The following is a 22941-nucleotide window of genomic DNA, read 5'->3' as shown; positions in this document are numbered from 1 at the left end:
CTGCTTCAGGAGGAGGCGCACCCATCGCTGTCTGCATCCGCAGTCCTAGATACCCTCAGACGGGCGATCCTTCTCCTCCGCACCGCATCCACGTGGAACGTGAGGCCTCCGTACCGTACGACCTCTCCACCAGACGGTATATGGCCGAGCTCGACGAGCAGCCACCCGGCAACCGTCTCGTACTCGTCGGATCCGGGAAGGTCCCACCCCAGTGTCTCGTTGGCTTCGTGCACCGAGAGCAGACCGTCGATCATCCACTCATCGGGGCCGATGGTGGTGATGTAGCGCCGCTCGCGATCGAACTCGTCCACCACTTCGCCGATGATCTCCTCGACGATGTCTTCGATGGTCACGAGTCCTGCCGTGCCGCCATACTCATCCACGACGATGGCAAGATGGTTGTGGGCGGCTTGCATGTCCTTGAGCATCACGAGGATCGACTTCGTCTCGGGAACGAACACCGCGGGGCGAACGAAACGGCCGACCTGTTCGTCCATCTTCCCCGCCGAGACGGGACCCACGAGATCCTTCAGCATCGCGATGCCCACGACGGTGTCGGCGTCACCGGTGAACACCGGCAGCCGTGAGAACCCCGACTCCTTGAACACCTCGATGGCGTCTCCCACAGAGACCGTGTCCTCGAGCATCCTCATATCCACACGGGGGACCATGATCTCCTTGGCGACCATGTCTCCGAGTTCGAAGATCTCATGGATCATGCGCTTCTCGTCGGGAAGGAGCGTCCCCTGCTCGGTCACGAGAAGCTTGATCTCCTCCTCGGTCACACCCGGGCGGCCACACCCCGGACGGACGCCGAGAAGTCGCGCGACCACGTCCGTAGAGCGTGTGAGGATCCAGATGAGAGGAGCGGCCACCGCCTGCAGCAGGCTGATCGGACCAGCGACCACTTTGGCCACGCTCTCGGCGCGTTGAAGGCCCAGCCGCTTTGGAGCCAGCTCTCCGACCACGAGCGTGACGTACGAGATCATCAGCGTGACGAGGAACACCGCGAGCCCTGCGGCCACGCTGCTCACCCATGGCACGCCGAGCGATGAGAGCCAGCCGGCCACCGGGTCGGCCAACGTCACTGCAGCCGTGGCGGAGGCGCCGAAACCGACGAGCGTGATCCCGATCTGGATGGCGGCCATGAAGCGTGACGGGTCCTCCGTGAGACGGAGCACCGTCTGCGCGCTCTTGGAGCCGCTCTCCGCCTCCATCTTGATGACGGCCCTGCGCGCGCTGACCAGCGCGATCTCCGCAGCGGCAAGGAAGCCGTTGAGAACGACCAGGACGAGGATCAACGCGATCTGTCGGATGACATCACTCATGCGACAAGACTAGCAGGACAGCGCCTCGGCGGCACTGCACGGCCCACTACGATCGGCGCCTCAGTACCCCGGGTTGATCTTGTGGAGGACGAGCGCGATAAGCGCGAGCCTGCGCCCCCTGTCCTGGCAGCTCTCCACAAAGCGTCCGATCGTGTCACGCATCTCGGGAGAGGGCTTGTAGCGGATGAGCCCGCCGGCGATCGCGAGGATCCGGCTGTCGCACAACGCGGCGACCTCCGGTTCCAACTCCTCGGCACGACGCCCAAGGCGTGAAGCCAGGCCCTCGGTATCCAGCACGGCATCGGGGTTCCGGTGGAAGAAGACCAGGATGTCCCAGGTGAGAAGCGATCGGACATGCTGGTCCACGAACCCCATGACAGCCGGGCCGAGTACTCCTTCGAGATCGTACAACTCAGGCCTTCCGCCTCGGTAGCGTAGCCATCTTACGTTATTTCAGGCGGGTGTGATACCGGCACTCCCACCCCATCATGGTAGAGCATCCGGCATGTTTCGTGCCAACACATCGGCAGGCGGCACGGTGTGATGCCGCAGCTGCCAGGGTGGAGCATCTCCCGTACACATGACTATACTTGATTCCAGGCGGCCGACACTTATGGGCCGTGTGGCCGGACGAAGGGCCGATCGATGTTCTCGCATGCGCTCGTGGCAACAGACCTGGGGCCCTCCTCCGAAGCCATCGTCGCCTGTGCGGGCGAGCTGGGTGTGCTCGGTGTGCGCGACGTCGTGCTCGTCCATGCCATCGACATCGACCGCGGACCATCCTCGGCCGACGACGCCACCTTCGCTCACCAGATCGAGTCGCTCGAGCGCGCAGGCATCCGCGTACACGTGGAGACTCCGCTGGGATATCCCCCCCACGCGATCACGGCGCTGGCCGAGCAGCACGGCGTCGGCGTGATCGTGATGGGCACCCGCGGGCAGGGGCTGTTCCAGACCGGCTTCTCGGGCAGCATCAGCTCTGACGTCGTTCGCCTCAGCAGCGTACCGGTACTGCTCATGCCCGCCGATGACCACCGCGGCGCGGACGCGGGAACCCGCGCATGCTCACAGATGCTGTCGTCGGTACTGGTGCCGATAGACGTTGCGGAGTCCTCCGACAAGCTCTGCGCGCTCGCATGCGGTCTCGCCCCAAGGGGTGTCGGGAGGCTCGAGATGCTCAACGTGACGCCGTTCACGTTCGAGGCCGCCAGGGAAGGACGCGAGGAGGAGGCGCGCAGGAAGCTCGAAGCGCTCGCCGACCGGGCGCGCGGGCATGGCGTGCGGCACGTGACGACGACGGTGCTGCGCGGCCAGGCCGCCGAGCTCGTACCTGAGCGGGTCGGCTCAGGAGACTACTCGCTGGTGGTGCTCGCGCCACGGTGCCGGGACGTCATCGAGCGGGAGTTCGGGTCTGTCGCAAGCGCCGTGCTGCGGGCGTCTCAGATACCACTGCTGCTCGCACCGGTGGAGTGCCCGCCTGACGGCCTTCAGGGCGTGGGGAACACGTAGAGCATCACGCCGAGGAAGTGCAGCACGCTTCCGGCGAGCACCCACAGATGCCACACGGCATGCATGAACCGTACGCGTTTGAGCACGTAGAAGATCGTGCCGAGCGTGTAGGCGACCCCTCCCCCGATCAGCAGCCAGACACCAGCCGGCTCGAGGTTCTCCGTGATGGGTCGAATCGCGGCGATCGCAAGCCAGCCCATCGAGAGATACACCACGGCCGAGACCCACTTGGGCCGGTAGACCCAGGCCGCTTCGAGGGAGATACCGGCGATGGCGAGCGCCCAGACCACCGCAAAGAGCCACCACCCGCCATCGTTGCGTATCGTCACCAGCGTGAACGGAGTGTACGTGCCCGCGATGAGCAGGTAGATGCCGGCGTGGTCGATGATCTTGAACACGTGGCGTGCCTTGGGGTGCGTGATCGCGTGATAGAGCGTGGAGGCCGTGTAGAGAAGGAACATCGTGATGCCGTACACGATCGCGCTGGCAAGATGCCAGCCGTCACCCCACAGCGCGGCGATCGCTATGAGGATGACGAGCGCCGCGACGCTGAGTGCCGCCCCGATCCCGTGCGTCACCGCGTTGGCGATCTCCTCGCCCAGCGAGTACGAGCAGTGCTCGTCTTCGGCGCGCGAAGCGCCACTCTGCCGCACGTAGGGTACGTCTTCCTCGGACATCCACGACCTCCAGCCCTTATGGGAGCACTGCCCACTATATCGCGCCAGGCGCCACCGCACGACAGGCGTCTGCGCTACGCCTACGGCCGAGCACCGACGTGAAGCGTTCGTTCTCATTTCACGAATCGGTGTGTAGCTTCGTCCTCGAAGTGGCATATAGAGGCTGGCGCCGAAATCAACCAGCGACACCGTCCTGCCGCCGGCGCCGATGCGGGGTGTTCGCGGGGGCACCACGTGCATGTGTGAGCTTCGAGGCTTCAGCGAGGGGTGTGTCTCGTGTCTGAGACGACAGCTGTGGCCACCGAGGGGCGCAGCTCGCAACGCACACTCAGCCTTCCAGGCGTCCTGTTCGTGGCTGGTACGGAGGCGTTCGTCACAGCGCTCATCCTCTTCTCAGGTGAGCCGTCTCCGGCGTGGTTCCTCTATCTCATACCGATCATCATCGGCGCGCTCGCCTACGGCGTGGCCGGAAGCGTGGCCGTCTGGGCCATCAGCGGCGGGGTGCTCGTGCTGGCCGCCCCCGCCGGGACCCTTGGAGACGACTGGCCGATGTTCGCCACCGGCTTCTGCGTTTTCCTGGCAAGCGGCATCGTCACGGGTGTGCAGTCGCATCGACTCCGCGCGCATGCCACCGTTCTGGAGGCCAGCTCCCCTTTCGACCCCCTCACGGGCGCATACAAGAGGGAGCGGTTCACCTCAAGGCTGTCCTCGGAGACCGCGCGAGCCGACCGTTACGGCCACGGTACCGGTCTCGTCGTCGTGCGGGTGGAGGGCTTCGACGAGTTCACGCGGGTGTTCGGCAGGTACAAGGCCGATGCGATGCTGGAGCACCTTGCAGACGTGATCCGGCTCTCAGTCAGGTCCACTGACACGGTGGGACGGCTCGGCCCCACGGAGTTCGGCGTGGTGTTGCCATATGCGCGATCCGACGAGGCCCGATCGGTAGCGCAACGCATAACGGCGGTCGTGGCGGAGACCGGATTCGAGGGCGACGCCCTTGAGCCGGTCACGGCCTGCGTCACCGTGGCGGCATCCGCCGCCTATCCCGACGATGCGACCGGCCATGCAGACCTCCTCGCTGTCGCGAGGGACAGGCTTCCGGACACCAGCGGCGATCCCGCTGGAATCGGTCCGGAGGCGAGCGCTTCATGAGGCGCCTGACATCCATCGTGGTCTTGTTCGCCTTCTGGCTTCTTATCACCGCCTCGGTCGAACCGCTGGAGCTGGCCATCGGCGTTGTGGTGAGTGTCCTCGTTGGATGGTGGGCGGACCGTGTCTTGTGGCCTGGCGAACCCGAACCTATGCCGCTGCGCACGTGGCGGCGCGTACCCATCTACCTCGGATATCTGATCAAGGAGATCGTGGTCGCTGCCCTGTATGTCGCAGAGCGCGTGCTCGACCCGGCGCTACGCATCGCGCCGACCATGCACACCCACCGCGTCCACTTCGATTCCGACACCGCCAGGGTAGCCTTCGCCAACTCCATCACCCTGACCCCTGGAACCCTGACCGTGGATGTCGAGGGGGACACCTACACCATCCACTGCCTCCATGAGTCGTTCACCGACACGATATCGAGCGGCGACCTCGAGCGTCGGGTCGCCCGGACGTTCGACGGGTAGGTGGACCCACATGACACCGTTCCTCTGGGGTCTCGCGGTCTTCCTCCTCGTGAACGCATCGCTCTGTCTTGTCCGGGCCTATCTCGGGCCCACAGCTGCCGACCGGCTGCTTGCCATCAACGTCGTCGGCACCAAGACGCTCGTGGTGCTCTCACTGCTCGCCTTCGTGTTCCACCGCAGCCTGTTCGTGGATGTCGCACTCGTGTACGGCCTCCTCAACTTCATCGTGACCATCGCTGCCAGCCGGCTGGTCGAGACGGGGCACCTGCGGGGTGACTGGCAGTGAGCGCGCTCGAAGCCACGCGCAACGCGATCGCGGTCGCCCTTGGCGGAGCGGGTGCTTTCTTCTTCTTCGTGGGCACCCTCGGTCTGCTGCGTTTCCCGGACTTCTACGCCCGTACGCACGCTGCCACCAAGTGCGACACCGTCGGAGCCGGTTCCATCCTCCTCGCGCTCGCGGTGCTGCGGGCTCCTGAGCCGGACGCCCTCAAGCTCATCGTCCTGGGCGGCCTCGTGTTGCTGACGAGTCCCACCGTCGCGCATGCGCTCGCCCGCGCCGCCTACCGCACGGGATTGACCCCCCATACGGGAACGGGGGAGTCCCGATGAGCCAGGCGTTCGACATCGTGCTCATACTGCTGCTTATCGCGGCGGCCGTCTCGGTGGTGCGGCTCAAGGACCTGCTCGCAGCGGCCATCGTGTTCTCGAGCTACTCGCTCATGATGTGCCTGCTCTGGCTCCATCGCGGTGCCCCTGATGTCGCCATGACGGAGGCCGCGGTCGGCGCCGGTGTGACGACCGTGCTCTTCCTCGTGGCTATCAGCCGAACCACGCGGAAGGAGCGTTGATGTGAAGCGCGCACTCACAGCGGCGCTGCTCGTTGCGGTCGCGGCACTCCTCCTCGCAGCAGTGGCCGAACTTCCCCCGCATGGGTCACCCGACTCGCCGCCATACACCCATGTCTCTGCGTACTACCTCGAACACGGTCCTGATGAGGCAGGGGCCGAGAACATGGTCACCAACGTGATACTCAACTACCGGGGGTTCGATACTCAGGGCGAGGTGACCGTGATCGTCACGGCCATGCTCGCCGTCCTGGCGGTCCTGCTGTGGACCGGACAGGCTGAGGGGGACCAGCCTGGGCCCGCACCGGCCGCGACCGGCTCGAGTCTGGTGGTCCGCTTCATCGTTCGCGTGATGGCGCCGTTCATCGCGGTGTTCGGGATCTACGTGATCCTGCACGGCCACGTCACTCCGGGTGGCGGCTTCCAGGGCGGGACCATGATCGGAGCGCTGGTGATCGCGCTCACCCTGGTACTGGAGGACACGCGCTCGGCAGCGCTGCTGCCCCGAAGACCCGCACGGCTCCTCCAGGTGGCGGCGCCACTCACGTTCTTCGGCGTGGGGGTCATCGGTCTCGTGCTCTGGGGTGAGTACCTGTATTACCCGAGGGACCCTTCGTCGCTCTGGATCACGGAGCTCCTGCTCCTGGTGGTCGAGGCCGGCATCGGGCTTGGCGGGGCGATCGTGATCGCCACGATCTTCCGAGTGATGGGAGCGCAGCGATGATCGACGCGCTCTGGCAGAACCTGGACTATGCGGCGTCGGTCGTGCTGTTCTGCATCGGCCTGTACACGGTGATCACACGTGAGAACCTCATCAAGAAGTTCATGGGCCTCAACATCATGGAAACGGCTGTCTTCGCGTTCATCGTCGCGCTCGGCGTCGTGGAAGGCGGCGACGCCCCGATCGCGGGAAGCGGCGCCGCGCCGCCGTTCATCAATCCCCTGCCACAAGCGCTGATCCTCACCGGCATCGTGGTCGCCGTGAGCACGACGGCGCTCGCACTGAGCCTGATCATACGCATCTGGCGCCAGTGCGGCACCATCGAGGCTGACGAGTTGCGGGAGGCCGAGTGAGATGAGCGACTGGCCGCCGCTGCTCGCCGTGTTCCTGGCGCTCCCGCTCACCGCGGCCGTGCTCACACCGGCCGTTTGCCGATCATCTTCCACACGAGGCTGGGCATGGGCGCTCGTCACGATGCTGGTGACCAGCGTGATCGGCGGCGTCCTCATCGCGCGCGTGGCCACCCGGGGTCCGTTCTCCTATGTCGTGGGTGGCTGGACCGCACCCTACGGCATCGAGCTCCGATTCGACGAGTTCAGCGCGGCGGTGGCGATCATCTGCCTCCTGGGTGTGCTCGCCATAGTCTTCTCGCGACGGTATGCGGAGCGCGCGCTCCAGGCCGAGCGGATACCGTACTACTACGCGCTCCTGCTGCTGAATCTCACAGGGATGCTCGGGTTCACGGTGACCGGCGACCTGTTCAACCTCTTCGTCTTCCTCGAGATTCTGTCGCTGTCCGGTTATGCCCTCGTGGCCATCAGCGGAGAGAAGATCGCCGAGATGGCTGCGTTCAAGTACCTCGTGATGGGCGCCATCTCATCCCTCATGGTGCTCTTCGGAACGGGGATGCTGTACGCCCTGACCGGCAGCCTCAATATGGCTGACATCACCTCCCGCCTGGCCGGCGCCGCACAGACGCCCCTCATCGTGGCGCTCGGAGCCATGACACTCGGCTTCATGGTGAAGGCCGCCCTCTTCCCTCTCCACGTCTGGCTTCCTGATGCGCACGCCATCGCCCCCAGCCCGGTATCGGCCATCCTTTCCGGCCTCGTGGTCAAGGTGGGGATCATCGGGATGCTGCGCCTGTATCAGATCGCATACGGATCGGGCGCCGTCGACCTCGCAGGGCTGAACCTGGTGCTGACCTGGCTGGGGGCCCTCGCCATCGTCATGGGGGCCTTCTTCGCCGTGTTCCAGGACGACATCAAGATGATGTTGGCGTACTCGACGATATCCAACATCGGGTACATCGTGATGGGTCTCGGGCTCGCCTCGACCTACTCGGTCATCGGCGCAAGCGTCCATGTCTTCAACCACGCGCTGATCAAGGCGACCCTGTTCCTGGGCGCCGGAGCGCTGATACACCAGACCGGTAAGCGCACGCTCACAGACCTCGCGGGAATCGGCAAGGCGATGCCGTTCACGGTGGCCGCGATCTCCATCGGCGCGATATCGATCGTGGGCATACCCCCTACCGCGGGCTTCCTGTGCAAGTGGTACATCGCCCTCGGCGCTATGCAGGCGGGCCATCCGTTCTTCGGATTCGCCCTGGTCTTTGGGGCACTGCTCATCTTCATCTACTACATCCGGATGGTGAACGCGTTCTACTTCCGCGAGCCGCGGGACCGAGCCGCCGTGGATGTCCAGGAGGCTCCCGCGACGATGCTGATACCGGTGCTCGTCCTGGCGACGCTATGCCTCGTGATGGGTGTGCTCGGTAGGCTACCGCTCACGTTCATCGAGCCTGCGGTGGAGCGGCTCCTCATGCCGGTGGGAGGTGGATAGGTGGAAGTCACCGACGCACGCGTCGTACTCGCGCCCGCCATCTCTCTGATCTGCGCGGGGCTCGTGTTCGCCGCCGCCGAGCACACGTTCTGGAGGCGGTTCCTCAGCCTCTCCGCGGCGCTCGCCAAACTCGTGATCGTGATGTCCATGCTTCCGGGATCGCTCCGCGGCATCGTGTACACCTTCGACCTCGTGGAGTTCACGCCCGGAGTGGGGCTTGCGTTCCGGGCGGACGCCCTCGGCATGTTCTTCTCGGTCGTGTCATCGACCCTATGGCTCATAACGACGATCTACGCGATCGGCTACATGGAGCAGGAGCCCAACCGCCGTCGCTTCTTCGGCTTCTTCGCACTCTGTGTCTCCACCACGGTGGGAGTGGCGTTCGCCGAGAACCTTCTCACTCTCTTCCTGTTCTACGAGACGCTTACCATCTGCACCTATCCGCTTGTCATACACGAGGAGACGCCGGAGGCGATGAAGGCCGGCCGCAAGTACCTGGCCTACACGCTCACCGGAGGAGCGTTCGTGCTGCTGGGTTCCATCGTCACCTATCAGATGGCCGGGACCATGACGCTCAGCCAGCCGGGGATACTCTCATTGGAATCCGGGCGTGGCGCGCTGACGCTTCTGTTCGTCTGCCTCATCGCGGGCTTCGGGGTGAAGGCGGCGATCATGCCGCTGCATGGCTGGCTCCCGAGCGCGATGGTGGCCCCCACGCCGGTGAGCGCGCTGCTGCATGCCGTTGCCGTTGTGAAGGTCGGCGCGTTCGGTGTGCTGCGTACGATCTACAACGTGTTCGGGGTGGGGCTGCTCAAAGAGCTCGGCGTCTGCGACTGGCTGGCCGGGCTTGCGGCGTTCACGATCATCGCGGCCTCGGTCATCGCCGTCTTTCAGGACAACTTCAAACGGCGGCTCGCGTTCTCCACCGTCAGCCAGCTGTCGTACATCGTCCTCGGCGCATCCTTGCTCACCCCGCTGGCGGCGACCGCTGCCATCGTGCATATCGCCAATCAGGCGTTCGCGAAGATCACGATGTTCTTCGTGGCAGGCTCGATACAACGCACCACGGGGAAGACGTCGATCCACGAGCTCGCGGGCATCGGCTACCGCATGCCGTACACGATGGGAGCGTTCACCGTGGCCGCGCTGAGCTTCATCGGTGTCCCGCTGTTCGCCGGATTCGTGACCAAGTGGTATCTCTCGCTCGGCGCCATGGAGAGCGGCCAGTGGTGGTACGTGATCGCGATGCTCGCCAGTGCGCTCCTCAACGCCGCTTACTGGATGCCGGTGATATACACGGCGTTCTTCAGAGGGTCACACGACGCGGTCGAGGTCCATGAGGCGCATTGGACGATGCTCGGACCCGCTCTCCTGTGCGCAGGGTACGTGCTGTTGCTCGGAATGACGGTCTCTGTGCCGGGCATGCCCTTCGCGCTCGCCCAGGCCGCAGTCCAGTTCGTCTTCGGGATGTAGAGGTGGTCGGTATGGATACCGAAGCGACCCGCTCGCTCCTCCCCCTGCTGGCGTTCCTGCTGCCGATGGCAGGAGCCGTGATCGCGGTGCCGCTGCAGCGTGCGTCGGATCAGACACGGAACCTGGTGCTCGCCGCGATCGCCGCTACCGTGGCCGTAATCGCGATCGTCCTGGGCGCAGGAGTGGCCTCCGGCTCGGTGTACGAGCTGTTCATCCTGCAGCTCACTCCGCAGATATGGATGTACCTGCGGGTGGACGCCATGGGCGCGCTCTTCGGCATGACCGCAGCGGTACTGTGGACCCTCGCTCTGGTCTACTCGTGGGGCTACATGCACGGAGAGCACCGGCTCGGACGCTACTACAGCTTCTTCATCCTCTGCCTCGCCTGGACGATGGGGGTCGCCTATGCCGGCAATCTGCTCACGTTCCTGATCTTCTACGAACTCTTCAGCATCCTCACCTACCCGCTCGTCGTCCACGAAGAGACGCCCGAGGCGATGGCGGCGGGGACCAAGTACATCATCTACATCCTCGTGGGAGGGACGCTCGTCCTGCTCGCGATCGTGTTGACCTTCTTCGCTGCCGGCGACCAGACGCTCACGGCGGGCGGGATCCTGTCCGCGGAGATCGGCAGGGGCCGGCTGCTCGCCATCTTCTGGTGCTTCCTGATCGGCTTCGGCGTCAAGGCCGCACTCGTACCGTTGCACGGCTGGGTGCCCGACGCACATCCCGCGGCTCCAGCCCCGTTCTCCGCCGTCCTCTCTGGCGTGATGGTGGCTGCGGGCAGCTTCGGCATCATGCGTGTGATGTTCTATGTGTTCGGCGCTGACCTGTTGGGCTACCTGGGCGTGATGCGGTACCTCACCTGGATCGCGGGATTCACGGTGCTGTTCGCTGCGGTGCTTGCGGTGAACCAGGACAACCTGAAGCGGCGCCTGGCGTACTCGACCATCAGCCAGATGGCGTATGTGGTGCTCGGCGTGTCTCTGCTAGGCACGGAGGCGACCATCGGCGCGCTCGTGCACATCACCAATCACGCGTTCATGAAGGGTGCGCTGTTCCTGTGTGCCGGACTGTTCATCCGCCGGCTCGGAGCCGCGCGCGTGAGCCAACTGGACGGGGCCGCCAAGCGCATGCCGGTGACGGCGGCAGGCTTTGCGATCGCCTCCCTCGCGATGATCGGAACCCCGCCCCTCTCCGGGTTCGTGAGCAAGTGGTATCTGGGGATCGGGATGCTCGAGACGGGCAACCCGTGGCTGCTCGCCGTGCTCCTGGGCGGAGCGCTCATGGCTGCGGTCTACCTGCTGCCGATCGTGTACCGCATGTACTTCCGTGAGCCGGCCCTGACACCCGAAGACAAGGCGACAGCCGAGGGCCGGGAGGCGCCCGGGGCGATGCTCGCGCCGCTCGTGGTCGCCACCATCCTCACCTTCGTCCTGGGTCTCGGAGCGTCGCTCCCCGGCATGCCGGTCGCGTTGGCGCGCATGGCCGCCGAGTCGTTCTTCCATTAGGAGCGGACCATGGACGCCGGACACGCGACAGAGATCGCCTCCCAGGTAGCGCACCTGGCGTCGAGTCCGCTGCCGGCGGCCATCGTGCTCTTGCCGCTCGCCGCCGCGGCCCTCGTCCGTCCACTTGGCAAGCGTTGGCCGGGCGTGCGGAACGCCTACGTGGTCGTGGTGATGGCGCTCACGCTGCTTGGGGCGACGGCCCTGATACCGCTCGTCGCCGAGCACCACCGCATCCAGAGCGTCATCCCGGCGCTTCTCGGTGAGCTCACGTTCACCGTGGACTCGTTCTCGATGCTCTTCGCCATCTTCACCTCGTTCGTGTGGCTCGCCGCCACCGTCCACTCACTCGACTACCTGCACCACGAGAAGAAGCACGATCGCTATCACGCCACCACGCTCGTGGTGCTCGCGGCGAACCTTGGCGTGGTTCTCGCGGGCGACCTCGTCACGCTCTACTTGTTCTTCGAAGCGCTGGGGCTGGTAGCGTTCCTTCTCGTGATCCACACGGAGACGGACGAAGCCAAGAAGGCTGCCGGCAAGTACTTCTGGATGACCGTGATCGGCGGCTTCGCGCTTGTGGGGGGCATCTTCCTCACCTTCGCTCTCGGGGGGAGCGGCGCGCTGGAGCCGCTGCCCGCCGGACACGGAGACGAAGTCCTGCGCTGGGCGGCGGCGATACTGCTCATCATCGGCTTTGGCGTGAAGGCCGGCATGGTGCCCGTACACGTGTGGCTCCCCGACGCGCACCCCGTGGCGCCCGCGCCAGCAAGCGCGCTGCTCTCCGGCGTGATGATCAAAGCCGGGGCGTACGGCATCTTCCGTGTGGTGACGGCGCTCTTCCGCCCCGGGGTGGCCGAGCACGTGGAGGAGAGCCTGTGGCACTTCTCCGAGCAGCTCGGGCTCGTGGTTCTCTGGATCGGCATCGCCACGATGTTCATCGGCGTCTTCCTTGCGCTTCAGCAATCCAATGCCAAGCGGATGCTCGCCTACCACAGCGTGAGCCAGATGGGGTTCATCCTCGCAGGGATCGGCGCAGCGGGATACCTCGGCGCGCACGGAGCGATGGGCGTGGCGGGCGGTCTCTACCACGTGGTGAACCACGCGCTGTTCAAGGCCTGCCTCTTCCTCGGCGTGGGCGCGGTGTACTTCCGTACGCACTCGCTCGACCTGTATCACACGGGCGGCCTGTGGAAGAAGATGCCGGTCACGTTCGTGTTCATGTGCATCGCGGCGGCGGGCATCACCGGCGTGCCGCTCTTCAACGGGTTCGTGAGCAAGTGCCTCATCCACCACGCGATCGTGGAGGCATGGGAGTACCACGAGCTCGCCTCGCTCGGTATCGCCGAGAAGATCTACATCGTCACTTGCGGCGGCACCGCGTGTTCGTTCATCAAGCTCATCGGGCTGATGTTCCTCGGCAAACCGAAGATGGAGTACGGCCCCGAGGTGACAGACGCCCCGCCGAGGATGCTCGTCGCGATGGGAGCACTGGCAGCGGCTATCGTGGCGTTGGGGTGGTTCCCTCAGGTCCTCATCAAGGGCGTGTTCCAGCCCGGACTACACACATGGGGCCTGCATAGCGACATCCTCGACCACTATCTTGAGCACTCGTTCCTTTCCGGGCCCGATCTCATGAGCGTGGTCACCGCCTTCGCGCTCGGATTCGCGTTCTTCTTCGTGGGCATGAGGTTCCACCTCTTCCATCTGCACGCGCCTCAGTGCTTCAGCATCGACTGGTGGTATCGGCAGGCGGCAGGCGGGCTCGTGGCGGCATGCGGGCTCGTCGACCGGTCGTACGAGGCCGGCAGGCGATGGACGTCGGGGGTGTTGCGACGTACGCGTCACTCGTACGGCATGCTCGTGACACGGATCGCGCGGCGGCGGCGGCTCGTGGTCTCGACGCTGCTCACCGGTGCGCCAGGCCCACGAGACCAGCGGCTGATCCAGGATGCGTACGTGATACTCGAGCGCGAAAGGCAGGACACGGTACGGATTGCGGTGATGCGCGCCACGACGCATCTCCGTTCTACAAGCGATCCCGGCACACCGCCCGATCAGGCGACGATCGATGCCGTTCGCGATATCGCGGGTTACATGGCGGGGCGCCTCATGCATGAGCGCATGGGCGTTCTCACCGATATGATGCGGACCGGAGGCCTCGAGGGTGCCGTGGCCGTGCTCATGGCATCCGGCGATGAGATCGCGCGAGCGCGCTCGTTCATAGCCACGACGGCCCTGGACCTCGCCCCGCAACGGATGCGCGGCGACTCGGTCACCCGCGAGATCGGGGCGGCGGTGAACACCGCTCTGAGCGGCGAGCGGTTCGACCTCATGGTGGCGCCGAGGACCTCTGCGGCACGGGTCGCGCTCGGGCGGACGGCGGGGGTCCTGGACATGGCACGGCACACGTTGCCGAGCGGCGACCGCCTCGCGAGCGCCGGCGCCAGCGGCCTCACCCGCCTCGAACGGTTCGCGGCTTGGAGCGTCGAGATGCTCCGGCTCGCCGTGGACGCGCTCACCCGCGAACGCTCCCAGTGGCTGCCCGAAAGCAGATTCGAGGAGACGACGATCCTGCGGACCCGCCTTGGCATCCAGCGATATGCACGCGATATCGGCCTGAACGTCGCGATCCTGTTCGTCGTGCTGCTCATGTTCGTGGCTGCCCTCGCATCCTGAGGAGTCCAAGCGATACCACGGCACGCATCCGGGATTCCTGGGATACTTGACCTGTTCCGATTCCAGGGGCGGAGGATGCCATGTGCGAGTTCTGCGTGCAGCACGGCGACGGCAAGACGTGGTATCTCGAGGCGCAGAACTACGCCGCAGACCTCACCCACGACCTCGAGCGCCGCGAGTTCGTCGTGGACTTCGTCACCGGGTTCGACCGCCGGATGCGCCGCAACATACCGCTGCTCAAAGCAGTGAAGGCTGCACCTGCGCCGCTTCGACATGCGTTCGACGCCTACGCGCGCCCACGCCAGATGAGGGAGCACTGGGGGCAGCCCGTGCCGATCGAGGAGTGCGAGCGCATCTTCGACATCGCCACGTCCATCACCCAACTGCCCTGTGTCTGCCGCCACTTTGCCGGCACGCCCGAGCGGGGCTACTGCCTGGCGGTGACCGTGACCCCTCACGACGACCTGTTCGCCGAGGCGTTCCGTGACTACGACAGCGGCCCCGACACCGCAGCCTTCCAGCGGCTCTCACGTGATCAAGCCCTGGCAGTCCTCAGGAGAGCCGAGCAGGAAGGCCTCATGCACTCGGTCTGGACGTTCAAGAGCCCGTTCATCGCCGCGATCTGCAACTGCAACAGGGCGAGCGGGTGTATGGCCATGAAGACCACGCTCGATCTTGGTTTCCAGACGATGTGGAAGGGCGAGTACCTGGCGATCGTCGACGAGACCGCCTGCGCGGGCTGTGGCGCCTGCGTAGAGCGGTGTCCGTTCGACGCCCTCGCGCTCGATGATCGCGCCGTTGCGGTGGTCGATGGCGACGCATGCTTCGGCTGCGGCATCTGCCGCTCATCGTGTGGAGCTGACGCGATCTCGCTGGAGTCGCGCCCAAGAGAAGCGGTCACCTGACACACCGCGACCCCGTGCCCGATCAGGCGTTCGCATCCGCCTCGGGATCGGCGACCTCGCCGGGTGACGTGACCGAGATCGGAAGCATGAGGGTGAAGACCGAGCCCTCCCCTACGACGCTTTGCACGTCTATGGCGCCTCTCAGAACCGAGGCGATACGGCCGCTCGCAGGGAGACCGATACCTGCTGCGGGCTCATGGACCTCCGGACCCTGGAACACCGTCTCGATCTGCTGCGGGGGCAGTCCCGGACCCGTATCGGCCACCGCCACGGAGCAGTGGTCCTCGCCGACCCGCCGCACGGTGACCGTCACACCGCCCGCCCGGGTGTATCTGATGGCGTTGGAAAGCAGGTTCAACAGCACCTGTTGCACCATGAAACGGTCGGTCTCGATCTCAAGCGGCCTGTCCTCGGCCACGAGATCCAGCGTCAGGCCCTTCTCCTCGGCGAACGACGCCAGGCCGAACACGACCGACTCGACCAGGTCCACCAGGTCGAACGGCTCCGCTTCGAAGCGCGTGTCTCCATCGGTGGATCTCCTTGACTCCAGAAGGCTTGCCGAGAAGCCCGACAACTGACGGCCGGCCTCCCTTATCATCTCCACCTGCCTGCGCTGCTCATCTGAGAGCGGGCCGGCCATGCCGCCGAGGAGCAGATCCGAGAACCCCGTGATGGTCTGCAGGGATGTGCGCATCTCCCGTGCCAGGCTCGCGAACACCATGTCGCGCGCAACAGAGGCCTGCTGCAACTCGGCGTTGGTCCTCAGGAGGTCCTCGGTACGCCTGCCCACGACTATCTCGAGGTTCCGCTTGGCGCGCTCAAGTTCCGACTCCATGCGCTTGCGCTCAGTGATGTCGTGGATCATCGAGTAGAGGATGGGTCGGCCGCCCACCCGCACCGGACCTATGTTCACATCTACGTCGCGCACCCTGCCGCCAGAGAGCAGGTGCTTGCTCGCGAAGTGGACGCGCTGACCGGTGGCAGCACGCTCGATCTCCGTCCGCACCATCTCCGCCGATAGCGCATCCGTTTGAAGGACGCTCATCGCCATGAGGTCGTCACGCGCATATCCGTAGAACTCACACGCCGCCGGGTTGGCGTCGATGATCTGCGTGGTGTCGGGGTCGATGAGCACGATCGGCACGGCGCTGCCCTCGAAAACGGCGCTGTAGCGCTGCTCGCTCTCCCGGAGATCCCGCTGTGCAAGACGCGCGACCAGCATCCTGGATGCCGCCACCGCTGTGACCGCGAATGCCGCGGAGACCCCGGCCACGTCATCCAGGGGCTGCCTCCAGAGTCCGGCGAGTATACCGATCTGTTCACCGGCGGGATCGAGAAGCACGGTTCCTGCATACGCCACGCAGGCGTTCTCCTCGAAGAACGGCTCATCGGGATACGCATCCCTGAGTCCTTCGGGCACGCATAGGAACCGCCTCCCTGTGAACGACTCCGAGGGCGTGTTCCGCGCATCGAACGGGCCGAGCGGGACAGGCGTCCCCGAACTGCTCCACGATGCGAGAACCTCGGCCTCGGCGCCGAACCCGGGCTCGAGCTCGATCACGTAGGTGTGTGCGGCAGACGTGAGTCGCCCGAGCCGCTCGACGAGCGATTCGAGTGCGCCCTCGGCAGAATCGACATCGACGACCGCGAGCTCCCGCACGCGTGTGCCTAACGCATCGAGGGCGAGCACCATGGCGCCCGCCAGCGCGCCCTGGGCCCCTCGGAGCGGAGCGACCACGAAGGTGATATCGACGACCTGTCCGTCGGCGACACGCATCCTGGTGCGTACATCGAAGAACGGAGCGGCCTCGTCGGCCCGGGCGCTGATGACCGTCCACAGGTCGGTGCCGTCGTGAAGGTACATCCTGTCGATGCCCTGCGGACCCGGCGTGAGGAACGCGGCGGCGGCCGTGTTGTGGACCGCGACGGTACCGTCATTCAGGAGCATCACCGCCGGCAGCGCCATCGATCGGAGCAGCGCCCGCAGCGCCCCCCGGGTGACATGGGGGCCGCTGGATGCCGACTCGCCGGAGTCGATGTGTCGCGTGCCTTCGTGCATCAGGCCTCCTCCCTCACACCGCTATCGATTCATGACGATAGCACGCGGCGGCCCCGGGTGTTCGTGATGGCCACTCCGGCGATGGCCACGCCGCCACCCACCAACGCAAGGACCCCCGGCACCTCGCCGATCCACAGGAACGCGATCACGATCGCCGAGACGGGAGAGAGATAGAGGAACGTGGCGAGCGCCGATGCGGGCATGCGCGCAAGCGCGTACGACCACGTGAGATACGCCAGCGCCGCCGGGAAGACGCCAAGATACACGACCGCCGCCGTGGCGCCGGGCGATGCGTGCGCCATCTGGCTCACCAGGCCCGGCACCCAGAGCAGCATCGGCACGGTTCCGGCCCAGATCACGTACGTGGTGAACTCGAGCGGCCGATACCGGCGGAGCATCGGTTTGGAGATGATCGAGTAGGCTGCGGTGGAGAGCGCGGATATCAGCACGAGGAGCGCACCGGCCTCGATCCTCAGCCCGTCACCGCCTTCCCCGAACGCGATGAGGGCCACCCCGGCGAAGGCGACGCCGATGCCAGCCCACCCCCAGGTGTTCAGACGCTCGCCGAGGAATACAGAGGCGAGAGCCGCCGTGAAGACCGGGCCCGACGCGATGATGAGGCTTGCCGCGCCCGCGCTCACCGTCTGCTCACCGAAGTTCAACGCGACGTGGTACGTGGTGATCCCCAGCAGTCCGGCGAGCGCGATCCGGCCCACGTCACGCTTCGCCGGCAGCCGCATCCGCTTGGCGATCGCGTAGATCCCCAGCACCGCCGATGCGGTGCCGAAGCGCAGCAGCGCCACCTCACCCGGCCCGTAGTCGGTGAGGCCAACCTTGATCGCCGCGAACGCCGACGACCAGAGCAGGATCGTGACCCCTATCGCGACCGCCGTCTTCGCATCGAGCGCGCGTCTCATTCGAACCGCAGCATCTTCGCCCCGATGCCCAGGGTGACCGCCGCGAACGCCAACAGGACCAACGAGGGCGTCACCGCCGCCTGGAGGCCCTGGTTCCGCACCACCACGTCGGTGAGTCCCATCACGGCCCATCCCGTGGGGGTGAGCTTCGCGATCGTCTGCATCGTGGGTGACACGACCTCGATCGGCCACAGACAGCCGCCGAGCATCGCCAGTCCTGTGGAGATGAGCGGGCTGGCCCCGCTCATCTGGTCGCGCGTACGTACGAGCGCCGAGACCATCACCGCCAGGCCGGTCCCTGCAAGGATGTACGATCCAAGCAGCAACGCCACACCCGCGGGGTCGCGCCCCCAGGGGACGCCGAACGCCAGGGCGCCCACGGTGACGAGCACCAGCGCCTGGACCGTGGCGGCGAGGACCGTCCCGGCCACCTTGCCGGTGAGCACGGTGGCGCGCCCGACGGGCGCCACCAGAAGCCGTCGCAGCGTTCCCTGCTCACGCTCCTCGAGGATGCCGCCTGCGCTACCGAACGTCATGAACAGGATGAACCACACCGTGAACCCGATGGAGCTCTGCGCCGAACCCTCGGCAAGCACCGAGTCGCCGCGCACCTCGGAGGCGACGACCATCTTCCCCTCGGTATAGACGGGTGGCTCTGGCTCCCACTCGGCATCGACCCGGCGGTACCAGTCATCGAAACCCGACCCGGTCTCCGACGACGCGGCGGCGGCGATGCTTGCGATCGCCGCGCTCCCGGACATCCGCGTTGCGATGCCCTGGACGACGGACTGCACAGCGAACGCGCTCTCGGAGGCCGGATGGCGCAGCACGTGGATCGCAGCCTCCCCGCCCGCGAGGTCGTCTCCGAAACCATCGGGCACGATCACCGCGACCGACCCGTCGCCTGAGGCGATCGTCTCCTCTGCTTCGGATCGCGTCATCTCCTCCACCGCGAACGACTCCTCGGCGTCCATGAGCGCACCCACGCGAGCCGAGTACACGCTGGCGTCCTCGTCGACGAAGAACACGCGCACCGCAGTGCCGGCCCCCGCCCCGAACACCGAGCCGAACAGCATGGTGAGGACGAGCGGGAGCACGACCACACCGACCACCTCGGCGGGGTTCCTCAGGAGCTGTATCGTGTTCAACCACGCGAGGGCGAGTATCTTGCGCATCATTCGTACCTCAGCCGCCATATGCCGAACGCGAGGAATCCGACACCCAGAGCGAGCACGCCCGCGACCCCGGGTAACACCTCTGACAACGAAGCGCCCTGCATCAGGTCGATGAAGCCGTTCAGGCTCCAGTAGATGGGAGAGACCACCTGCACCGGCAGCAACCACGATGGAAGCTGTTCCGAAGGGATCATCGAGCCACCGGTGGCGGAGAAGAGCATGATCGCGGCAGGGCCGATGCCCCCGATCGCGCGCTCCGTCTTCCCGAGGGCGGCGAGCATCATCGCAAGCCCGGCGGCCGCGAAGGCCTCGGCCAGACCTACGAGCAGCGTACCGGCGAGGTTGTCGCCCCAGTCCACGCCGAACACGAGACTGGTGCCGAGGAGGAGGATCACGAACTGACCCACCGCCACCAGGAACACCCCTGCCGCCTTGCCCCCCACGATCGCCGGCTTGCCCGCCGGAGCGGACAGCATCCTGGCCAGCGTCTGCTCCCGCCGCTCCTTCACGAAGGAGAAGGCGCCGAACATGCTGCCGAACAGCAGGAACATGGCGGTCATGCCCGCCGAGTAGTACGAGATCATCGAGATGGCCTCTTCGACATCGGCCTCGGCATCGCGCACCGTGACCGCATCGAGCGTGATGCCGCCTTGCGGAGGCCCTTGCGGCGCTCCGGGCATCGCCGGCAGCGTCCGGGCAGCGATGATCTCCGCCGAAGCCTGCGCCACGCCTGCGCGAACGACGCCGGCCCAGATGCCAGCCGCCATCTCCGACCCCGGGTCCTGCAACACCTCAAGGGCCACCGGCTCTCCGGCCATTATCCTCTCGGAGAGGTCCGCCGGGATGATGAGCGCAGCCGTGAGGTCGCCCCTCTCCACGTCGGCACGCACCTCGTCCGCGTCATCGCGCACTGCGATGTTGAAGAGCTCGTCCACCTCCGGCGATGACGTGAGCCCCTCGACGAAGTGCTCGCCTGTACCGCCGGTGTCGTTGTTCACGATTGCCACGTCCACGTCGAGCGAGTCGCCCTGACCGATGCCGCCTAGCGCAGAGCCGAGGATGAAGATGAGCGCGAACGGCATCGCAAGCATCACGAGGAGCGCTCCCCTGTCGCGCACGATGAGCTTCATGTCCTTGCCGGCGATGGTGAGGAGCCGGTCCATATCAGTCTCGCAGGCTCTTGCCGGTGAGGTGCAGGAACACGCTCTCGAGGTTGGGTTCGGTGACCGAGACCGACGTGACGTGCGCCCCGTCGGACTCGAGCGTCGTGACCAGGCGCCCCATGATGGAACCGCTGCTCCTGGTGAGCACCTCGAGCGCCCCTTCGGAGGCGTTCACGCCCTCCACTCCCTCGATCGCGGCGACCCTCTCAAGGACGGCCTCCCCGGCCCCTGACACCTTCACGGCCACGATATCCATGCCCCCGACCACGTCACGCAACTCGTTGAGCGTGCCCGATGCGATGACCTTGCCGTGGTCCATGATCGCGATACGGTCGCAGAGGTACTCGACCTCCTCCATGTAGTGGCTGGTGTACAGGACCGTCATGCCCGAGTCGTTCAGGTCCTTCACCGTCTCGAGGATATGGTTGCGGCTCTGCGGATCGATGCCCACGGTGGGCTCATCCATCAGCAGGACCTTCGGTCCGTGCAGGATGCCTGCGGCGATGTTGATCCGGCGCTTCATCCCTCCCGAGTACTTCTCCACGCGCTCCTTCGCCCGGTCCGCCAGACCGGCGAGCTCCAGTGCGGCGTCCACTGCACGCTTGAGCTCGGCCCCCCGCAGGCCGTACATGCGGCCCCAGAACTGCAGGTTCTCCGCAGCGGTGAGGGTGGGGTACAGTGCGACCTCCTGCGGGACCACGCCGAGTGACGACTTGACCGCCATCGGCTCCCGGGCGGCATCGTGACCGCTCACGGAGATGCGCCCATCCGTCGGCTCGATCAGGCAGGAGATCATCGATATCGTCGTCGTCTTGCCCGCTCCGTTGGGACCGAGGAGTCCGAACACCTCGCCCTCCTCGATCGCGAACGAGACGTCGTCCACGGCGGTGAGCGCGCCGAAGCGCTTGACCAATCCCCGGACCTCGACGACCGTACCCATGTGCCCCTCCCCTGCATGCGCGGGATATCCGCCAACGTACCGCGAGCCCACCGGCACACCAGGGCGCCGGTATGCGCCACACATAGTAGGGATACGCTACCCGGGGCGCTCTGTCACGTAACACGTCGTGTCCGGGTGAGCCGACCGCCGGTCCGGGATGAGATTGGCCGGCCGTCTGTATCGACGACCGGCCGCGATATGCCTTGGTGGACGAGATCGGATTCGAACCGACAACCCCCTGCGTGCAAAGCAGGTGCGCTCCCGTTGCGCCACTCGCCCGGATGTGCCCTCAGGGGCTGGCAGAGGCAGAGTATAGCACCTCACCGCGCCCTCCACACGGGACACGAGCGGCGGACGCGCGTTCCCGCGTGTCCGCCGCAGATATCACGCACCGGGGTGGCAGTCGCACCGCCCGAGACGCCCCTCCAAAGGGCCATCCTTGAGAGCTCTTGGTCCAAAGGACGCTGCCGCCCGTTGGCCGCACCCTCACAGGCTTCAAAGGCTTATGCCCGGTATCCCGCTTCCATCGCGCGGTCCTGCACTTGCGTTGTCGACCGGACAGGAAGAACACACGTACCGAACCATTCGATCTCGTGGATATGGCTACACACCCACGCATGGTCGGCGGGACCCTTCATCGGCCACCCCGGTGGAAAACCCGCTTCACTGCTCCTGTCGATGGCGTCACCTCGATCCCTGGGGATACGATACGCCTTCACAAAGTCTGTACCCACCTCGGTGAGGCCCTACTCGCAGCACCGCCTCACTGCAGCGAGTCCAGGACCGCCCGCAGATCCTCTTCGCTCACCTCGCCCACCACCAGATCGCGCTGGGTGCCATCGCTGTCGAGGAACACGAACGACGGCACGTACTGCAGCCCGAACCGCGTCGCGAGCGCCTGGCTCTCGGCATCGGTCTCGGCGTTCACGAGGCGGAACTCGACGACTCCCTCGTACTCGGTGCGCAGCCTGTCGACCACAGGCTCCATAGCGGTGCAGCTGGGTCACCAATCAGTGTAGAACTCGTACATCACGGGCATGCCGTTCGTCTCCACGTCGGCGGACGCCACCGTGGCGCCGGCGCCCCCGGCCAGCGCGCCATCCCACTGGACTATGCCTCCGCCCAGGTCGTAGACGCGCTCGAAGCCCATCGAAGCGAGGATCTCCGCTGCGGTGTCGCTCCGGTCACCCACGGCACAGTACAACACCACCGGGATGCTCCGGTCCCAACTCGAAGCCACTGCCGCGATGTCGCTCAGCGGAACGTTCTCGGCACCCTCTATGTGGGCGCCGGTGAACTCCGCCGCTGTGCGCACATCGACGATGCGCGCACCCTCAGCGCGCAGCTTCTCGACATCGCGGTTCCCCACCAGGCCGGGTTGCGGAGACCCCGACGACAGGGCGATGGCGACGGCCGCGACGACGACGGCCCCCACTGCAAGAAGTATCCACTTGGCGCGACTCATCAGACCTCCGGAGGATCGGTGGATGCACAATATACCCCTGTGGGTATCTCTCCAGCAACGAACGTGCCGGACCCGGCGCGTCCGCCGTTCGTGACGTGGCACAATAGGAT

Annotated in this window: 23 protein-coding genes and 1 tRNA gene; 13 read left to right on the top strand and 11 right to left on the bottom strand. The window is 65.9% G+C overall.

Annotation, left to right across the window (positions count from 1 at the left end; translation table 11 throughout):
• Positions 1-5: 5 nt before the first annotated feature.
• Both MSB02_RS06810 and MSB02_RS06805 read right to left on the bottom strand, forming a co-directional pair.
• Positions 6-1328 carry a hemolysin family protein gene (locus MSB02_RS06810; protein ID WP_267194479.1) on the bottom strand — a complete coding sequence of 441 codons (1323 nt, stop codon included), beginning with the start codon at positions 1326-1328 and terminating at the stop codon, positions 6-8.
• 60 nt (positions 1329-1388) lie between these two features.
• Positions 1389-1739: a hypothetical protein gene (locus MSB02_RS06805; RefSeq protein WP_267194478.1), complete on the bottom strand. Its 351-nt coding sequence runs from the start codon at positions 1737-1739 to the stop codon at positions 1389-1391.
• A gap of 234 nt (positions 1740-1973) precedes the next feature.
• Between MSB02_RS06805 and MSB02_RS06800 the strand changes: the two genes are divergently transcribed.
• Positions 1974-2837 (top strand): universal stress protein, encoded by an 864-nt coding sequence (locus MSB02_RS06800; protein WP_267194477.1) that lies wholly within the window; start codon positions 1974-1976, stop codon positions 2835-2837.
• Here MSB02_RS06800 and trhA read toward each other — a convergent pair.
• Positions 2816-3514 (bottom strand): PAQR family membrane homeostasis protein TrhA, encoded by a 699-nt coding sequence (gene trhA, locus MSB02_RS06795; RefSeq protein WP_267194476.1) that lies wholly within the window; start codon positions 3512-3514, stop codon positions 2816-2818. The genes MSB02_RS06800 and trhA overlap by 22 nt on opposite strands.
• A 276-nt stretch (positions 3515-3790) precedes the next feature.
• Between trhA and MSB02_RS06790 the strand changes: the two genes are divergently transcribed.
• The 12 genes from MSB02_RS06790 (at position 3791) to MSB02_RS06735 (ending at position 15112) form a co-directional block, all read left to right on the top strand.
• Positions 3791-4666, top strand: coding sequence for a GGDEF domain-containing protein (locus MSB02_RS06790; protein WP_267194475.1), 876 nt, complete (start codon positions 3791-3793; stop codon positions 4664-4666).
• Positions 4663-5136, top strand: coding sequence for a Na+/H+ antiporter subunit E (locus MSB02_RS06785; RefSeq protein WP_267194474.1), 474 nt, complete (start codon positions 4663-4665; stop codon positions 5134-5136). Before MSB02_RS06790 ends, MSB02_RS06785 begins: the two co-directional genes overlap by 4 nt.
• A gap of 10 nt (positions 5137-5146) precedes the next feature.
• The gene (locus tag MSB02_RS06780) at positions 5147-5422 is read left to right on the top strand and encodes a monovalent cation/H+ antiporter complex subunit F (RefSeq protein ID WP_267194473.1); all 276 of its coding nucleotides are present in this window, start codon (positions 5147-5149) and stop codon (positions 5420-5422) included.
• Positions 5419-5745: a monovalent cation/H(+) antiporter subunit G gene (mnhG, locus tag MSB02_RS06775; protein WP_267194472.1), complete on the top strand. Its 327-nt coding sequence runs from the start codon at positions 5419-5421 to the stop codon at positions 5743-5745. The genes MSB02_RS06780 and mnhG overlap by 4 nt, the downstream gene beginning before the upstream one ends.
• A complete protein-coding gene (locus tag MSB02_RS06770) occupies positions 5742-5984 on the top strand; it encodes a hydrogenase subunit MbhD domain-containing protein (RefSeq protein WP_267194471.1) in 243 nt (80 codons plus the stop codon). The genes mnhG and MSB02_RS06770 overlap by 4 nt, the downstream gene beginning before the upstream one ends.
• Position 5985: 1 nt before the next feature.
• The gene (gene mbhE, locus MSB02_RS06765) at positions 5986-6705 is read left to right on the top strand and encodes a hydrogen gas-evolving membrane-bound hydrogenase subunit E (protein WP_267194470.1); all 720 of its coding nucleotides are present in this window, start codon (positions 5986-5988) and stop codon (positions 6703-6705) included.
• Positions 6702-7055 (top strand): sodium:proton antiporter, encoded by a 354-nt coding sequence (locus tag MSB02_RS06760; RefSeq protein ID WP_267194469.1) that lies wholly within the window; start codon positions 6702-6704, stop codon positions 7053-7055. The genes mbhE and MSB02_RS06760 overlap by 4 nt, the downstream gene beginning before the upstream one ends.
• A 1-nt stretch (position 7056) precedes the next feature.
• Entirely contained in the window at positions 7057-8547 is a 1491-nt protein-coding gene (locus MSB02_RS06755) for a monovalent cation/H+ antiporter subunit D family protein (RefSeq protein ID WP_267194468.1), read from the top strand.
• Positions 8548-10020 carry a monovalent cation/H+ antiporter subunit D family protein gene (locus MSB02_RS06750; protein ID WP_267194467.1) on the top strand — a complete coding sequence of 491 codons (1473 nt, stop codon included), beginning with the start codon at positions 8548-8550 and terminating at the stop codon, positions 10018-10020.
• Positions 10021-10031: 11 nt separating this feature from the next.
• The gene (locus tag MSB02_RS06745; RefSeq protein WP_267194466.1) at positions 10032-11531 is read left to right on the top strand and encodes a complex I subunit 5 family protein; all 1500 of its coding nucleotides are present in this window, start codon (positions 10032-10034) and stop codon (positions 11529-11531) included.
• A gap of 9 nt (positions 11532-11540) precedes the next feature.
• Positions 11541-14207 (top strand): complex I subunit 5 family protein, encoded by a 2667-nt coding sequence (locus MSB02_RS06740; RefSeq protein ID WP_267194465.1) that lies wholly within the window; start codon positions 11541-11543, stop codon positions 14205-14207.
• Positions 14208-14287: 80 nt separating this feature from the next.
• The gene (locus MSB02_RS06735; RefSeq protein WP_267194464.1) at positions 14288-15112 is read left to right on the top strand and encodes an ATP-binding protein; all 825 of its coding nucleotides are present in this window, start codon (positions 14288-14290) and stop codon (positions 15110-15112) included.
• Between the two features lie 22 nt (positions 15113-15134).
• Here MSB02_RS06735 and MSB02_RS06730 read toward each other — a convergent pair whose 3' ends face one another.
• The 8 genes from MSB02_RS06730 to MSB02_RS06695 form a co-directional block, all read right to left on the bottom strand.
• Complete coding sequence (locus tag MSB02_RS06730) at positions 15135-17171, bottom strand: sensor histidine kinase (protein WP_267194463.1); 2037 nt, start codon at positions 17169-17171, stop codon at positions 15135-15137.
• 29 nt (positions 17172-17200) lie between these two features.
• Positions 17201-18088: a DMT family transporter gene (locus MSB02_RS06725; RefSeq protein WP_267194462.1), complete on the bottom strand. Its 888-nt coding sequence runs from the start codon at positions 18086-18088 to the stop codon at positions 17201-17203.
• Complete coding sequence (locus tag MSB02_RS06720) at positions 18085-19263, bottom strand: ABC transporter permease (protein ID WP_267194461.1); 1179 nt, start codon at positions 19261-19263, stop codon at positions 18085-18087. Before MSB02_RS06720 ends, MSB02_RS06725 begins: the two co-directional genes overlap by 4 nt.
• A complete protein-coding gene (locus tag MSB02_RS06715; RefSeq protein WP_267194460.1) occupies positions 19263-20426 on the bottom strand; it encodes an ABC transporter permease in 1164 nt (387 codons plus the stop codon). Before MSB02_RS06715 ends, MSB02_RS06720 begins: the two co-directional genes overlap by 1 nt.
• A 1-nt stretch (position 20427) precedes the next feature.
• The gene (locus MSB02_RS06710) at positions 20428-21366 is read right to left on the bottom strand and encodes an ABC transporter ATP-binding protein (protein WP_267194459.1); all 939 of its coding nucleotides are present in this window, start codon (positions 21364-21366) and stop codon (positions 20428-20430) included.
• Between the two features lie 204 nt (positions 21367-21570).
• Positions 21571-21645 (bottom strand) — tRNA-Ala (locus MSB02_RS06705).
• Positions 21646-22129: 484 nt separating this feature from the next.
• Entirely contained in the window at positions 22130-22354 is a 225-nt protein-coding gene (locus MSB02_RS06700) for a thioredoxin family protein (RefSeq protein WP_267194458.1), read from the bottom strand.
• A gap of 15 nt (positions 22355-22369) precedes the next feature.
• A complete protein-coding gene (locus tag MSB02_RS06695; RefSeq protein WP_267194457.1) occupies positions 22370-22831 on the bottom strand; it encodes a rhodanese-like domain-containing protein in 462 nt (153 codons plus the stop codon).
• Positions 22832-22941 lie beyond the last annotated feature (110 nt).

This window comes from Anaerosoma tenue (assembly GCF_023161965.1).
In the GTDB taxonomy this organism is placed as follows: Bacteria; Actinomycetota; Coriobacteriia; order Anaerosomatales; family Anaerosomataceae; genus Anaerosoma; species Anaerosoma tenue.
The sequence above is the reverse complement of the archived record's forward strand: the minus strand, read 5'-3'. Positions and strand labels throughout refer to the sequence as shown.